The organism is Nocardioides epinepheli (assembly GCF_037936805.1).
Lineage (GTDB): Bacteria > Actinomycetota > Actinomycetes > Propionibacteriales > Nocardioidaceae > Nocardioides.
The window spans coordinates 71,698-86,016 of sequence record NZ_JBBMMC010000007.1; the positions used below are offsets into that span (position 1 = coordinate 71,698).

General features: G+C 71.2%; 13 protein-coding genes. 8 read left to right on the top strand and 5 right to left on the bottom strand.

The window, feature by feature from the left end; translation table 11 throughout:
• Positions 1 to 4: 4 nt before the first annotated feature.
• On the top strand, positions 5 to 1,201 hold the full coding sequence (locus WMR31_RS11175; RefSeq protein WP_340538902.1) for a homogentisate 1,2-dioxygenase: 1,197 nt from the start codon (positions 5 to 7) through the stop codon (positions 1,199 to 1,201).
• A gap of 19 nt (positions 1,202 to 1,220) precedes the next feature.
• On the opposite strand, the gene WMR31_RS11180 is transcribed toward WMR31_RS11175, so the two are convergent.
• Together WMR31_RS11180 and WMR31_RS11185 are read right to left on the bottom strand one after the other, a co-directional pair.
• The gene (locus WMR31_RS11180; protein ID WP_340538903.1) at positions 1,221 to 2,066 is read right to left on the bottom strand and encodes an ABC transporter permease; all 846 of its coding nucleotides are present in this window, start codon (positions 2,064 to 2,066) and stop codon (positions 1,221 to 1,223) included.
• Entirely contained in the window at positions 2,063 to 3,076 is a 1,014-nt protein-coding gene (locus tag WMR31_RS11185) for an ATP-binding cassette domain-containing protein (protein WP_340538904.1), read from the bottom strand. Before WMR31_RS11185 ends, WMR31_RS11180 begins: the two co-directional genes overlap by 4 nt.
• Positions 3,077 to 3,198: 122 nt before the next feature.
• Here WMR31_RS11185 and WMR31_RS11190 point away from each other — a divergent pair, with 122 nt between their 5' ends.
• From WMR31_RS11190 to WMR31_RS11200, 3 genes are all read left to right on the top strand, one after another.
• The gene (locus WMR31_RS11190; protein ID WP_340538905.1) at positions 3,199 to 4,053 is read left to right on the top strand and encodes a carbohydrate kinase family protein; all 855 of its coding nucleotides are present in this window, start codon (positions 3,199 to 3,201) and stop codon (positions 4,051 to 4,053) included.
• Positions 4,050 to 4,976 (top strand): pseudouridine-5'-phosphate glycosidase, encoded by a 927-nt coding sequence (locus WMR31_RS11195; RefSeq protein WP_340538906.1) that lies wholly within the window; start codon positions 4,050 to 4,052, stop codon positions 4,974 to 4,976. The genes WMR31_RS11190 and WMR31_RS11195 overlap by 4 nt, the downstream gene beginning before the upstream one ends.
• Positions 4,977 to 5,159: 183 nt before the next feature.
• A complete protein-coding gene (locus tag WMR31_RS11200) occupies positions 5,160 to 6,842 on the top strand; it encodes a DUF429 domain-containing protein (protein ID WP_340538907.1) in 1,683 nt (560 codons plus the stop codon).
• Between the two features lie 28 nt (positions 6,843 to 6,870).
• Here WMR31_RS11200 and WMR31_RS11205 read toward each other — a convergent pair whose 3' ends face one another.
• Complete coding sequence (locus WMR31_RS11205; protein WP_340538908.1) at positions 6,871 to 7,227, bottom strand: hypothetical protein; 357 nt, start codon at positions 7,225 to 7,227, stop codon at positions 6,871 to 6,873.
• A gap of 49 nt (positions 7,228 to 7,276) precedes the next feature.
• On the opposite strand from WMR31_RS11205, the gene WMR31_RS11210 reads away from it, so the two are divergent.
• Positions 7,277 to 7,774, top strand: coding sequence for a mycothiol transferase (locus WMR31_RS11210; RefSeq protein ID WP_340538909.1), 498 nt, complete (start codon positions 7,277 to 7,279; stop codon positions 7,772 to 7,774).
• A 9-nt stretch (positions 7,775 to 7,783) separates the two neighbouring features.
• Here the strand turns inward: WMR31_RS11210 and WMR31_RS11215 are convergent, their stop codons facing one another.
• Together WMR31_RS11215 and WMR31_RS11220 are read right to left on the bottom strand one after the other, a co-directional pair.
• Positions 7,784 to 9,274, bottom strand: coding sequence for an SDR family NAD(P)-dependent oxidoreductase (locus WMR31_RS11215; protein ID WP_340538910.1), 1,491 nt, complete (start codon positions 9,272 to 9,274; stop codon positions 7,784 to 7,786).
• A 46-nt stretch (positions 9,275 to 9,320) separates the two neighbouring features.
• Positions 9,321 to 10,607: an MFS transporter gene (locus WMR31_RS11220; protein WP_340538911.1), complete on the bottom strand. Its 1,287-nt coding sequence runs from the start codon at positions 10,605 to 10,607 to the stop codon at positions 9,321 to 9,323.
• Between the two features lie 147 nt (positions 10,608 to 10,754).
• On the opposite strand from WMR31_RS11220, the gene WMR31_RS11225 reads away from it, so the two are divergent.
• The 3 genes from WMR31_RS11225 to WMR31_RS11235 are packed head-to-tail and all read left to right on the top strand — an operon-like array spanning position 10,755 to position 14,300.
• Positions 10,755 to 11,114: a YciI family protein gene (locus tag WMR31_RS11225; RefSeq protein WP_340538912.1), complete on the top strand. Its 360-nt coding sequence runs from the start codon at positions 10,755 to 10,757 to the stop codon at positions 11,112 to 11,114.
• A 10-nt stretch (positions 11,115 to 11,124) separates the two neighbouring features.
• Positions 11,125 to 12,330: an RNA polymerase sigma factor gene (locus tag WMR31_RS11230; RefSeq protein WP_340538913.1), complete on the top strand. Its 1,206-nt coding sequence runs from the start codon at positions 11,125 to 11,127 to the stop codon at positions 12,328 to 12,330.
• Between the two features lie 35 nt (positions 12,331 to 12,365).
• Complete coding sequence (locus tag WMR31_RS11235) at positions 12,366 to 14,300, top strand: M3 family metallopeptidase (protein WP_340538914.1); 1,935 nt, start codon at positions 12,366 to 12,368, stop codon at positions 14,298 to 14,300.
• The last annotated feature ends 19 nt before the right edge of the window (positions 14,301 to 14,319 follow it).

The window sequence follows — 14,319 nt, forward strand, 5'->3', positions numbered from 1 at the left end:
AGCGATGGCGTACTACCGGCAGGTCGGTGAGGTCCCGCAGAAGCGGCACACCCAGTTCCGTGACCCCAACGGCAACCTCTACTACGAGGAGCTGATGGGCGAGGAGGGCTTCTTCTCCGACTCCTCGCTGCTCTACCACCGCGGCGTTCCCTCGGCGATCTCCTCGGCCACCGTGTGGGAGCTTCCCGACCAGACCCGCACGCCCAATCACCCGCTGATCCCACGGCACCTGCGGCTCCACGACCTCCAGACCGGCACGGACGCCGTCACCGATCGCCGGCTGGTGCTCGGCAATGCCGACGTCCGGATCTCCTATGTCGTCACCGGCGGCGCCGAGAGCGGGCCCTCGCCGCTGTGCCGCAATGCGATCGGCGACGAGTGCGTGTTCGTCGAGGCCGGCGCCGGCACCGTCGAGACGGTGTTCGGGGTGCTGCCCTATCGCGCCGGCGACTATGTGGTCGTCCCGCGCGCGACGACCCACCGCTGGGTGCCCGCCGAGCCCTCGCGGCTCTACGCCATCGAGGCCAACAGCCACATCGCCCCGCCCAAGCGCAATCTCTCGCGCTACGGCCAGCTGCTCGAGCACGCGCCGTTCTGCGAGCGCGACCTGCACGGCCCGGCCGGCGGTCCACTGCTCGACGAGTCCGGCGACACCGACGTCGAGGTCCTGGTCAAGCACCGGGTGAACGGCCAGATCGTCGGCACTCGCTACACCTATGCGACCCATCCGTTCGACGTCGTCGGCTGGGACGGCTGCCTGTACCCCTACACGTTCAACATCGACGACTACATGCCGATCACCGGCAAGATCCACCAGCCGCCGCCGGTGCACCAGGTCTTCGAGGGGCACAACTTCGTGATCTGCAACTTCCTGCCGCGCAAGGTCGACTACCACGAGCTCGCGGTCCCGGTGCCCTACTACCACTCCAACGTCGACTCCGACGAGGTGATGTTCTACGTCGCCGGCGACTACGAGGCACGCAAGGGCTCCGGCATCGGGCTGGGCTCCATCTCGTTGCACCCCGGCGGCCACGCCCACGGTCCGCAGCCCTCTGCGATCGAGGGATCGCTCGGTGCGGAGTACTTCGAGGAGTCGGCGGTCATGGTCGACACCTTCGCCCCGCTCGACCTGGGCGAGGGCGGTCTCGCCGTCGAGGACGGCGAGTACCCCTGGACCTGGGCGAAGGCCGTCCAGGGCTGAGCCGAGTCCAGTTAGTTGCCTATTTCGAGCTGGCCCGCCGGTACTGGCGCACCGAGAGCGGCATGAAGACGACCAGGATCAGCGCGACCCAGATCAGCGTGTAGACCGCCGGGTTCTGCATCGGCCAGGCATCACTGGGGACCTGCCCGCCGGTGTTGCCGAAGAGCTCGCGGCACGCCTGGGTGAGCGTGGAGACCGGGTTCCACTCCACGAAGTGGCGCAGCACCCCGTCGAACTGCTCGGTCGGCACGAATGCGTTCGAGACGAACGTGAGCGGCATGATCACGATGAACGAGGCGTTGTTGATGACCTCCACGCTCGGCACGATCAGGCCGATGAAGGCCATCACCCAGCTGATCGCGTAGGCGAAGAGCAGCAGCAGGAGGAAGCCGAGCGCGGCGTCGACGGCGCCCTCGCGGATCCGCCAGCCCACCAACAGGCCTGTGAGCGCCATGATGACCAGCGAGAGCACGTTGTAGACCACGTCGGACGTCGTGCGCCCGATCAGCACCGCCGAGCGGGACATCGGCAGCGACCGGAATCGGTCGATGATGCCCTTCTGCATGTCCTCGGCGAGCCCGGCGCCGGTGAAGGTGGCGCCGAAGACGACCGTCTGGGAGAAGATCCCGGCGATCAGGAACTCCTTGTAGCCCACCGCGCCGGGCGGGGTGATCGCTCCGCCGAATACATAGGCGAACAGCAGCACGAACATGATCGGGCTGATCAGGACGAAGACCAGCACCTCGGGTACGCGCTTGATCTTGATCAGGTTGCGCTGGGCGACGACCCAGCCGTCGGAGAGCGCCTGGGCCAGGCCTCCGGAGGAGGCGGTCGTGCCCGCGGGCGTGCTGGTCGGGGTGCTCATGCCTGGGACTCCTTCTCGAGGTGCAGCGCGGAACCCGGGTGATCGGTCTCGGTGATCTCGCCCGACCGGTCGCCGGCGTCGGCGACGTGACCGGTGAGGGTGAGGAAGACGTCGTCGAGAGTGGGGCGGCGCAGTCCGATGTCGAGGACGCCGACCCCCTCGCGCTCGAGCCCGTCGAGCAGGCGGCGCAACGACCGTGGCCCGTCGGCGACCGCGCCGACCAGGGTGCGCTCGTCGATCTGGACCTCGCCGACCGTCACCTCGCGAAGCAGGCGGACCGCGGTGTCGACCTGGCTGCGGTCGCCGATGACTACCTCGATCCGCTCGCCACCGGTCTGCGCCTTCAGCTCGTCGGCAGTGCCGTGGGCGATGGCCTGGCCGTGGTCGATCACGACGATGTCGTCGGCGAGCCGGTCGGCCTCCTCGAGGTACTGGGTGGTGAGCAGCAAGGTGGCGCCGCTGGCGACGAGCTCGCGGATGACGTCCCACATCTGCTGACGGGCCCGGACGTCCAGGCCGGTGGTCGGCTCGTCGAGCACGAGCACCGGGGGCTCGGCCACGAGCGCACCGGCCAGGTCGAGGCGGCGGCGCATGCCGCCGGAGTAGGTCTTGGAGGGTCGGTCGCCGGCGTCGGAGAGATCGAACCGCGCCAGCAGCTCGCGGCCGCGCTCGCGAGCGCGGCGCTTGTCGAGGCCGTAGAGCCGTCCGACCATGGTGAGGTTCTCGAATCCGGTCAGGTGCTCGTCGACGGCGGCGTACTGGCCCGAGAGGCCGATGCGGCGGCGCACCCCCTGCGGGTCGGCGAGCACGTCGACACCCGCGATCTCGGCGGTCCCCTCGTCGGGCACCAGCAGCGTGGTCAGGCAGCGCACCGCGGTGGTCTTGCCCGCGCCGTTGGGCCCGAGCAGCGCCAGGACGGTGCCCTCGGGTACGTCGAGGTCGAGGCCGCGAAGTGCCTCGACCTCCTTGTAGCGCTTGACCAGGCCTCGCGCCCGGATCATGTCTGCCATCGTCTCGAGTCTCCTCACGCGGCGCCGTCGGCTGCAGGTTGCGTGGCGTGCCGCGACAGTAGCGACCACCGCCGACACCCCGACTCATCGGTCGAGCAGGAGGATCTGCGAGGCTGCTGCGCGTGGGGTTCGTGGTGGTGGTCGGCGGAGCGAACGTCGACCTCATGGGTCGTCCCGCCGACCCGCCCTTGGGCGCCACCAGCAATCCCGGCCGGGTGACCATCACCGCCGGAGGAGTGGGCCGCAATATCGCGGAGAACCTCGCCCGGCTCGGCACCGAGACGCATCTGATCGCCGTCGTGGGGGAGGACCCCCACGGCGACCTCGTGCTGGCCGCCAGCCGGGCCGCCGGCATCGAGGTGTCGGGAGTCCGGCGGGTCGACGCCGCGACCGGCACCTACCTCGCCCTCCTCGACGACTCCGGGGAGCTGCTCGGCGGCGTCTCCGACATGCCCGCGGTCCTCGAGCCCGAGCATCTCGACCGCGAGCTGATCGCCGCCGCCGATCTCGTCGTCCTCGACGGCAACCTCGCCCCAGACACCCTGATCGCCGCCTGGGACGCCGCCAGCGGACCGGTGGCCCTCGACCCCGTGAGCGTGCCGAAGGCGGTCCGGCTGGCACCCATCGCCGCCGGGCGACGTCTGTTCCTGCTCTCCGCCGGCACGTCGGAGTACGCCGCCCTCTCGGCCGGGGGCCCGGTGATCGCCGATCTCACCTGGGAGCGGCGGGGGCCCGACGGCTCCACGCTGGTGACGCCGGACGGCGTCCACCGGTTCGCTCCCCATCCCGTCGACGACATCGTCGACGTCACCGGCGCCGGCGACGCGATGCTCGCGGCCTTCTGCCATGCCTGGCTCGGCGGCGCCACCGCGCCCGAGGCCGCCCGCTACGCCCACGTCGTGGCCGCGCTCACCGTCGCCAGCCCGCACCCTGTCCGACCCGACCTGACCGACGAGCTTGTGAGGAGACAGCTGTGAGTACGCCCGGCGGGCCGATCCGCCTGACCGAGGAGGTCGCCACCGCACTCGCGGAGGGCCGTCCGGTCGTCGCGTTGGAGAGCACGATCATCAGCCACGGGATGCCCTACCCGGACAACGTGGCGATGGCGTTGGAGGTCGAGGGGATCGTGCGCGAGAACGGCGCCGTGCCGGCGACGATCGCGGTGCTGCACGGCGTCCCTCGGGCCGGACTCACCGCCGAGGACCTCGAGCTCCTCGCCAGCGACCCGACCGTCGGCAAGGTGAGCGTGCGCGACCTGCCGCTGGCGATCGCGCAGGAGGCCCACGGCGCGACCACCGTGGCCGCGACCATGCGCCTGGCCGCGCTCGCCGGCATCGACGTGTTCGTCACCGGCGGGCTCGGCGGCGTCCACCAGGGCGCCTCGGAGTCCTTCGACATCTCCGCCGACCTCACCGAGCTGGCTGCCACGCCGGTCACCGTCGTCTGTGCCGGTGTGAAGTCGATCCTCGACATCGGCCTCACGCTGGAGGTGCTCGAGACCAATGGCGTGCCGGTCATGGTGATGGGCAGCTACGACTTCCCGGCCTTCTACTCCCGCGAGAGCGGCTTCTCGGCTCCCTCGCGGGTGGAGTCGGCCGACGAGGTGGCCACCGCCATGGCCGCCGCTCGCCGCCTCGGCCTCTCCAGCGGGCTCGTGGTCGCGAACCCGATCCCGGTCGAGGACGAGATCCCGGCCGCGGAGATCGACGCCGTGATCGCCCGGGCGCTGAACGACCTCGACGAGCGCGGGATCAGCGGCAAGGACGTGACGCCGTACCTCCTGGGCCGCATCGTCGAGCTCACCGACGGCGCCAGCCTGACCGCCAACATCGCCCTCGTGCGCCACAACGCCCGACTCGGCTCGGCGATCGCGGTCGCCCACGCCGCCGCGGATCGCTGACGGCCCCCTCCCGCTGCCAGCCGACTCGGGTCCATTCGGGCACGAACGGGCATTCGGTTGGGGATACTTTGAGGCGTAATCAACCTTGGGAGACCCTTCGGAGGTTGATAACGCCTCAAAGTATCCCCGGCCGTGCCCGAACGAAGAAACCCGGATCCGGGGGCGATACGGCAGGGTGAGGGCGTGCACTACCTCGGCATCGACCTCGCGTGGGGGGAGAGGCGGCCCACCGGCCTGGCCGTTCTCGATGTCGACGCCCGCCTGCTTCACGTGAGCGCGGTGCTCACCGACGACGAGATCGCCGGGACCCTGGCCGCCTACGACGGCGACTGCCTGGCCGGGATCGACGCCCCCCTGATCGTCAAGAACGCCACCGGGTCGCGTCCGGCAGAGCAGGCCCTGAGCGCGGACTTCCGGCGCTTCCATGCCGGGACCCACCCCTCCAACACCGGCAAGCCGGAGTTCGCCGGGGGCACCCGGGGCGCGCGGGTCGCCAAGCGGCTCGGGCTCGACATCGACCCCCGGTCCGGACGCCGTCGCCGTGGCGTGGAGGTCTACCCCCACGCGGCCACGATCGTGCTGTTCGGACTGCCGACGGTCCTGCGCTACAAGGCCAAGCCCGGGCGCGATCTCGCGCTGCTGCGCTCGGAGCTGCTGACCCTGATGAGCCTGGTCGAGTCCGTGGTGGGTACCGACGACGCGTGGGCGGTCCTGCGCGACCAGGTGGAGACGGCCACCCAGAAGGCCCAGCTGCGCCGCGTGGAGGACCAGGTCGACGCGGCGGTCTGCGCCTATGTCGCCTGGTTCGCCGACCATCGGCCCGACGCGGTCACGGTCTACGGTGACCTCGACTCCGGCTACATCCTCACCCCGACCCTCGGAGGAGCCCCCGTGACGAATCTGCCGAGCCGGGCCGAGACCGTGCGGCAGGCGGTCCGTGAGTACGCCGAGGGTCACCCCGAGCTGGTGCGTGCCGGCGAGCACGCCGTGGAGCAGGTGCGCGCGATGCTCGACGAGGCGGGCATCAACTACCTCGCCGTCACCGGCCGCACCAAGACCGTCGCCTCCTTCGCCGAGAAGGCCGAGCGCGAGGTCGACGGTCGCGTCCTCTACGACGACCCGCTCGACCAGATCACCGACCAGGTCGGCGTCCGGGTGCTCACCTACCTGCGCGACGACGTCGAGGCCGTCGCCGACGTCCTGGCCGAGGAGACCACCGTGGTCGACGATCGCGACCTCGGCGAGGAGACCGCCAGCGAGGGACGGTTCGGATATGCGAGCCGACACCTGCTGCTCGACCTCGACGGCCAGCGCGTGCAGGTCCAGGTCCGCACGATCCTCCAGCACGCCTGGGCGGAGTTCGAGCACGACATCCGGTACAAGGGCACCGTGCCCGAGGCCCACGTCGGCGAGTTCGACCGGCGCTTCACCCTGGCCGCGGGACTTCTGGAGCTCGCCGACCGCGAGTTCTCCGAGATCCGCGACCGGCTCCGCGCCGCCTCGGCCACCGAGCCGCCCCAGCCCACGAGCGACCCCGACGACCCCCGCCTGGACCCCCGCGAGCTCGCGGTCTACCTGGCCGGACAGTTCTCCGACGCCGGCTGGTCGCGTACCGACCACTACGCCTGGATCACCGGGCTCCTGCTGGAGCTCGGCGTCACCTCGTTCGACGAGCTGAGCGAGGTCCTTCGCCGGGTCGACGAGCCGGCGATCGCCGCGCGCATGGACTACCGGCACCCGCCCGGTGCGGTCCGGCGTCTCGACGACGCGCTGCTGTGGGCCTTCGGTGATCGCTATCTCGGGCTGCACGGCAACGCGCACCGTCGTCCGCTGCTCGCCCAGCGACTGGAGCGGATGCGCGGCTGAGCCTCAGATCGGTGAATCCAGGCTGAGCTCAGAGCACGAAGAAGAGCCCGAGTCCGAGCGAGAAGGTCACCACCACCGCGAGCAGTGTCGCCGCGGCGATCGGCCAGCCGGGGCGCCCGGCTCGCAGGCGGCTGAGGGTGGCCATGATCCCGGCCGCCGCGACCACGACGACCACCACGTACATCGCCACGATCGCGGCGATCTGCCCGCCCGATCGCCCGTCGGGGCCGTCGGAGGTGTCGATGAAGGTGAGCGCAACGCCCACCGGTCCGCCGCAGCACAGGACGACGATCCCGACCATCGCGATCAGGCCGATGGTGAGCCCGCGATCGGTCGATCGTGCGGGCGGGGTGGAGGGCGGCGTGGGGGGCTCCGGGTAGGACATGGGCCGTCACAGTAGTGGACCACCTCGCGTTCGTGGCAGCGTGGCACTCATGACCCCCGCCGACGTGCTCCTCGACGCCCTGGGCCGGGTCCGCGAGAGCGGCTCGGCCGTGCTCGACGGCCTCACGCCCGACCAGCTCGCCTTTCGTCCGACGCCGGATGCCAACCCGATCGGCTGGCTCGTCTGGCACCTGGCCCGGGTCCAGGACGATCACATCGCCGACGTCGCCGGCGAGCCTCAGGTCTACCCGGCCTTCGCGGCCCGGTTCGGACTCCCCTACGCCGAGCAGGCGACCGGATACGGCCAGAGCAGCGCAGAGGTGGGTGCCGGCACCTGGGACGCGTCGCTCCTGGGGGAGTACCTCGACGCCGTCCACGAGCGGAGCGTCCGCTACCTGTCGACCGTGACCCCCGACGACCTCGACCGGGTCGTCGACACCCGCTGGGACCCGCCGGTGACCCTCGGCGTCCGGTTGGTGAGCCTGATCAACGACGGCACTCAGCACGTCGGCCAGGCGGCGTACGTGCGGGGGCTCCTCGGGCGGTGACGCGAGCGGTCACCAGGGGCTGGGCTCGTAGTCCTTGAGGAAGTGCCCGTGCAGGTCCTCGCCGGCCTCCCCGCGCACGACGGGGTCGTAGACCCGCGCCGCCCCGTCGACGAGATCGAGCGGAGCGTGCCAGCCCTCGGCCGCGATCCGCAGCTTGTCGTGGTGCGGACGCTCGTCGGTGATCCAGCCGGTGTCGACGGCGTTCATCAGGATCCGGTTGGTCTCGAACATCTCGCCCGCCGAGGTGCGGGTGAGCATGTTGAGCGCCGCCTTGGCCATGTTCGTGTGCGGGTGCCCGGCGCCCTTGTAGCGGCGTCCGAACTGGCCCTCCATCGCGGACACGTTCACCACGTGCGCTCGGCCCGAGGGGGCAGCGGCGGCGGCCGCGGCCAGCGCCGGACGCAGCCGGGAGACCAGCAGGAACGGTGCCACCGAGTTGCACAGCTGGACCTCGAGCAGCTCCAGCGGGTCGACCTGGTCGACGGTCTGGGTCCATGAGTTCGACATGACGACGTCGGGGAGGAGCCCCCCGGCGTCGACGGCCGTTCCGGCGAGGTGCGCGTCCAGCGAGGCATTGCCGCCGCGCAGTGCCAGCGCGGTGAGCGAGGCAGCCGTGTGGGCGGCCCGCGCGTGCTCGATCGACTCACCGTCGTGGTGGGCCACCGGCGCCTGGTCGAGCGCGCCGGAGATCGCGGCCGGGTGGAGCTCCGAGATCCGGTCGAAGGTCACCAGCTCGGGAAGCTCGATCCCCTCGGGCAGCGGCTCGCGTTCGGCGTCGACCAGCGGCGCATAGGCGCCCGGCGAGCGGCGCACGGTCTGGCAGGCGTTGTTGATCAGCACGTCGAGCGGACCCGCCGCGGCGACGTCGTCGGCCAGTGCGACGACCTGCGTCGGGTCGCGCAGGTCGATGCCGACGACCTTGAGCCGGTGCAGCCAGTCGCCGCTGTCCTCGAGCGAGGAGAACCGGCGCGCGGCGTCGTGGGGGAATCGCGTGGTGATCGTGAGGTGGGCGCCGTCGCGCAGCAGCCGCAACGCGATGTACATCCCGATCTTGGCCCGGCCGCCGGTGAGCAGTGCTCTCCGCCCGGAGAGGTCGGTGCCCTGGTCACGCTTGGCGTGCGACCTCTCGGCGCACGACGGGCACAGCCAGTGGTAGAACGCATCGACCAGGGTGTAGTCCTGCTTGCAGATGTAACAACCGCGCGGGTTGATCAGCTCGCCGGCGAAGGACCGCCCGTCGGTGGCCGCCACCGAGGTGAGCAGCAGCCCCTCGGTCTCGTCGTCGATGCGCAGTGGGCTCCCGGTGGCCGTCGCCTCGGTGACCGCGCGATCGTGCGCGAGCTCGGCCTCCCGCTTGGCCGCCCGCCGCTCCCGCTTGAGCGCCTTGTACATGTGCGACGCCGCCCGCTTGACCGCGATGTGGTCGGGGTCGTCCTCCGGCACCGTGTGCAGCGCGCCCAGCACGCGCAGGGTGGCCGCGAGGTCGTCCGGGTCGATCACGCCGGGATTCTACGAGGGTGCGCGCGCACCGACACCGCCGCGGGCGTCAGTCCCGCTCGGTCGTGAGCCGGTACCGCACGAACGACGGCACCGCGACCGCCGCGACGACGGTGAACACCATCACCAGCACCCCGCCGCCGGCTGCCGCGACCGAGGTCCCGATCGCGGCGGCGGCCGCGCCGTGAGCGACGTCGGCGATGCGCGGGCCGCCGGCGACGACGACGATGAAGATGCCTTGGAGCCGGCCGCGGACCTCGTCGGTGGCGGAGGTCAGCAGGATCGCCTGGCGGAAGGCCGAGGACGCCATGTCGGCGGCGCCGCCGATGACGAGCATCGCGACCGCGACGACGAGGAAGGTCGTGCGGAGGCGGTCGGAGGCGGCGGCGATCGCGACGGCGATTCCGAAGCCCGTCATCGCCGCACCCCAGACGAGGATGCACCACACGACCGCCTTGCCCTGCGCACGGATGCGCGAGACCCATCCGGAGAACACGCCGCCGAGCACGGCCCCGGCGGGGATCGCGGCGAACAGGAGCGCGAACGCGAGGCCGCCCTCGTCGGGACCGTGGAAGCTCTCGTGGGCGATCTCGGGGAAGAGCGCGCGAGGCATCCCGAAGATCATCGCGATCAGGTCGACGAGGAACGACATCAGCAGCACGGGGTGGCCGCGCAGGTAGCCGAAGCCCTCGATCACCGAGCGCAGCCCCGGCGTCCTGGTCACGACCGCGTCGATCGCCATCGACGGGAGCCGGACGACGGCCGAGAGCGTCGCGAACAAGGTGACCGTGTCGATCAGATACAGCCCCTCCAGCCCGAGCACCGGGATGAGCGCGCCCGCCACCAGCGGGCCGGCGATGCCGCCGGCCATGAATACCGTCGAGTTGAGGGCGTTGGCGGCGGTGAGCTGCTCGGCCGGCACGATCCTCGGCAGGATCGCGCTGCGCGTCGGCTGGTTGACCCCGAAGAACGCCTGCTGCACGGCGAAGAGGATCAGCAGCAGCCACACATCGGTGTTGCCGAGCGCCGCCTGGAGCCAGAACAGTGCGCTGGTCACGATCAGTCCGAGGGTCGTGCAGACCAGGATGGTGCGGCGGTCGAAGACGTCGGCGAGCGCGCCACCCCAGAGCCCGAAGACGATCAGCGGCACGAGTCCGAACACCCCGGTCAGGCCTACGTAGGCCGACGAGCCGGTGTCGGCGTAGATCTGCGCGGGTACGGCGACGACCGTCAGCTGCGCGCCGATGACCGTGACGATGTTGGCCAGCCACAGCCGCCGGAAGTGCACGTTCTCCAGAGGCCGGGTGTCTGCCACCAGGCCACGCAGCCGACTCACTCCGCGTCGTCCTCCAGGGCTCGGGTAGAAAACTCTTCGAAAAAGTTCCCCAGAGGGTGTCGTATTCCCCGACCCCCGCTCGTGGACCAGGTGTCCGGCGCCCACCGCGGGCGCCACCCGACGAATCAAATACCCGAGGAGCACGTCATGCCGCAGTACTTCCTGGCCGTCAACCACGACGAGAAGAGCATCGCCGCGATGGCCGAGATGACCCCCGAGGACATGCAGCCGATGTTCGAGGCGGTCGGCGCCTTCAACGAGCAGCTCCAGGCCGAGGGCGCCTGGCTGTTCGCCGGCGGCCTCCAGACCCCCGACGCATCCACCGTCGTCGACAACTCCGGCGAGACCGCCGTCGTCACCGATGGCCCGTTCTCGGAGTCCAAGGAGTACCTCGGCGGGTTCTGGATCATCGAGGCCGCCGACCTCGACGCCGCCCTCGAGTGGGCCAAGCGCGGCTCGAAGGCCTGTCAGGGTCCGGTCGAGGTGCGTCCCTTCCAGGAGGGGTGAGCGGGACCCGATGGAGGCGATCGAGCGGGTCTACCGCGAGGAGTACGGGCGCATCGTCGCCTCGCTCATGCGGCGCTTCGGTGACCTCGACCTCGCCGAGGACGCCGCCGCGGAGGCCCTCGTCGTGGCCCTGGAGAAGTGGCCGGACGACGGCGTCCCGCCCAACCCGGGGGGCTGGCTCACCACGACGGCCGCCCGCAAGGCGCTCGATCGCATCCGTCGCGAGTCGCACCGCGACGCCAAGCACCAGGCGGCCCAGATGATCGAGGACGACACTCCGCACGAGCCGACCGGCGTCGTCGAGGACGACCGGCTGCGCCTGATCTTCACCTGCTGCCACCCGGCGCTCGCCCCCGAGGCGAGGGTCGCGCTGACCCTCCGCCTGCTCGGCGGGCTCACCGTGGCCGAGATCGCGCAGGCGTTCCTCGTGCCGGAGACCACGATGGCGCAGCGGATCACCCGCGCGAAGAAGAAGATCGCGGGCGCCGCGATCCCGTACCGCGTGCCGGAGGCGGCCGACCTTCCCGAGCGCGTCGCCGGCGTGCTCGCCGTCCTCTACCTGGTCTTCAACGAGGGCTATCTCTCGACGGCCGGGACGTCGGTGCGCGACGACCTCACCACCGAGGCGATCCGCCTGGGGCGCATCCTGCACAGCCTGCTGCCCGACGAGCCCGAGGTCACCGGTCTGCTGGCGCTCATGCTGCTGACCGAGGCTCGCCGCGACGCGCGGATCGCCGGTGACGAGCTGGTGCCGCTGCCCGAGCAGGACCGCGGCGCCTGGTCGCGGCCGCTCATCGCCGAAGGGCACGCGCTGGTGCGCGAGTGCCTGAGGGTCAACCGGCCCGGCCGCTATCAGCTGCTGGCGGCGATCAACGCCGTCCACACCGACGCGCCGGACGCCGCCGGCACCGACTGGAGCCAGATCGCCACGCTCTACGCGCAGCTGGCGCGCCTGGATCCCAGCCCGATCGTCGCGCTGAACCGGGCGGTCGCGACCGCCGAGCTCGACGGCCCGGCCGTGGCGCTCGCCGACGTCGACCGGCTCGGCGAGGCCCTCGAGGGCTACCACCCCTTCCACGTCACCAGGGCCGAGCTGCTGCGCCGGCTCGGTCGTTCGGCCGAGGCGCGTGCCGCCTACGACGTCGCGCTCGGTCTCATCGACAACCCCGCCGAGTCGGCCTACCTGACCCGGCGCCGCGACCAGCTGCGCGGCTGAGCGAACCGTCGGCGGTGAGTCCTACAGTGGGCGCCGTGACCGACCTCGCTCCGTTGACCATGCCCGCCTCCGATGCCGACGCCGCCACCTGGACCGCGTGGGTGGGCGACCGCGCCGAGTCGGGCCTCGCCCGCGCCGCGGAGCTCGTCGACGGCCTGCGGTCCGCGCCGCCGCAGAGCGCCCTCGAGGTGCTGAGGCAGTGGGACGCCGCGACCCTCGAGCTCGGCAATGTCGCTGCGATGGGCTCGCTGATCGGCAACGTCCACCCCGACGAGCAGGTGCGCACCACCGCGGAGAAGGCCGAACAGGACGTCAGCCGCGTGGTCACCGCGCTGAGCCTCGACCGTGACCTCTTCGAGCTCTTCGACGCACTCCCCTCGGAGGGACTCGACGCTCAGGCCACCCGTCTGCTCGAGCGGGTCCGGCGCGACTTCACCCGCTCCGGCGTCGACCGCGACGACGCCACCCGAGCGCGGATCGCCGCGATCAACGAGCGGCTCACCGAGCTCGACCAGGAGTTCAGCAAGGTCATCCGTGACGACGTCCGCACCATCCGGGTCGCCCCGGAGCGGCTCGACGGCCTGCCCGCCGACTGGCTGGAGGCGCATCCGGTCGCCGACGACGGGCTGGTCACCGTCACCACCGACTATCCCGACGCCATCCCGACCCGGATGTTCGCCCACGACGCCGGCGTGCGGGCCGACATGCTCGATGCCTATCTGAACCGGGGCTGGCCCGAGAGCGACCCGATCCTGCGCGAGCTCTTCGACCTGCGCCACGAGCTCGCCGGTCTGGTCGGCTTCTCCGACTGGGCCGCCTACGACGCGCAGGTCAAGATGATCGGCGAGGGCGCCGCGATCCCGGAGTTCATCGAGCGGATCGCCACCTCGGCGCAGGCGCCGATGGAGCGCGACGTCGCCGTCGTCCTCGCCCGCTACCGGCAGGACCACCCCGACGCCGAGGAGGTGCCCAGCGCCGACGTCCCCTACTACGAGGAGCTGGTCCGCAAGGAGCAGCTCGAGGTCGACTCGCAGAAGGTGCGCACCTACTTCGCCTTCGACAAGGTCCGTGCCGGCCTGCTCGAGGTCACCGGTCGGCTGTTCGGGCTGCGCTACGACGAGGTCGTCGACGCGCAGGCCTGGCACGACGACGTGACGGTCTACGACGTCGTCGACGTCGAGTCCGGCGCCGGGCTCGGCCGGATCTATCTCGACCTGCACCCGCGCGAGGGCAAGTACAAGCACGCCGCGCAGTTCACCCTCACCGACGGCGTCGCCGGGCAGCAGCTGCCCGAGGGCGTCTTGACCTGCAACTTCTCGCGCGGCCTCATGGAGCACGACCACGTCGTCACCTTGTTCCACGAGTTCGGCCACCTCGTGCACCATGTGCTCGCCGGACACGGCGACTGGGCCCGCTTCGCCGGGGTCGCCACCGAGTGGGACTTCGTGGAGGCGCCGAGCCAGATGCTCGAGGAGTGGGCCTGGGACCCCGAGATCCTGCGCAGCTTCGCCACCGACGAGTCCGGCGAGCCGATCCCCACCGAGCTCGTGGAGGCGATGCGCCGCAGCGACGACTTCGGCAAGGGCTACCTGGCGCGGGTGCAGATGTTCTACGCCTCCATGTCGTACTGGTTCCACGTCGACCGCCCTGCCGACCTCACCGCCACGATGGTCGAGCTCCAGAAGCGCTACTCCCCATGGCCCTACCGCGACGGCACCCACATGTTCGCCGCCTTCGGGCACCTGGGCGGCTACAGCTCGGCCTACTACACCTACATGTGGTCGCTGGTGATCGCCAAGGACCTCTTCAGCGCCTTCGACTCCGCCGACCTGTTCGCCCCCGAGGTCGCGCGTCGCTACCGCGACAAGGTGCTGGCTCCCGGCGGCTCCGCCGACGCCGCCGACCTGGTCGCCGACTTCCTCGGCCGCCCCTACACCTTCGACGCCTACGCGGAGTGGCTGGCGAGCTGAGGCTCGAGCTCGATCGTCC

What these genes read in the sequence shown, in the direction of transcription:
- WMR31_RS11175 (WP_340538902.1), top strand. Translation starts at nt 5, where the DNA reads ATGGCGTACTACCGGCAGGTCGGTGAGGTCCCGCAGAAGCGGCACACC.
- WMR31_RS11180 (WP_340538903.1), bottom strand. Translation starts at nt 2,066, where the DNA reads ATGAGCACCCCGACCAGCACGCCCGCGGGCACGACCGCCTCCTCCGGA.
- WMR31_RS11185 (WP_340538904.1), bottom strand. Translation starts at nt 3,076, where the DNA reads ATGGCAGACATGATCCGGGCGCGAGGCCTGGTCAAGCGCTACAAGGAG.
- WMR31_RS11205 (WP_340538908.1), bottom strand. Translation starts at nt 7,227, where the DNA reads ATGTCCTACCCGGAGCCCCCCACGCCGCCCTCCACCCCGCCCGCACGA.
- WMR31_RS11210 (WP_340538909.1), top strand. Translation starts at nt 7,277, where the DNA reads ATGACCCCCGCCGACGTGCTCCTCGACGCCCTGGGCCGGGTCCGCGAG.
- WMR31_RS11225 (WP_340538912.1), top strand. Translation starts at nt 10,755, where the DNA reads ATGCCGCAGTACTTCCTGGCCGTCAACCACGACGAGAAGAGCATCGCC.
- WMR31_RS11230 (WP_340538913.1), top strand. Translation starts at nt 11,125, where the DNA reads ATGGAGGCGATCGAGCGGGTCTACCGCGAGGAGTACGGGCGCATCGTC.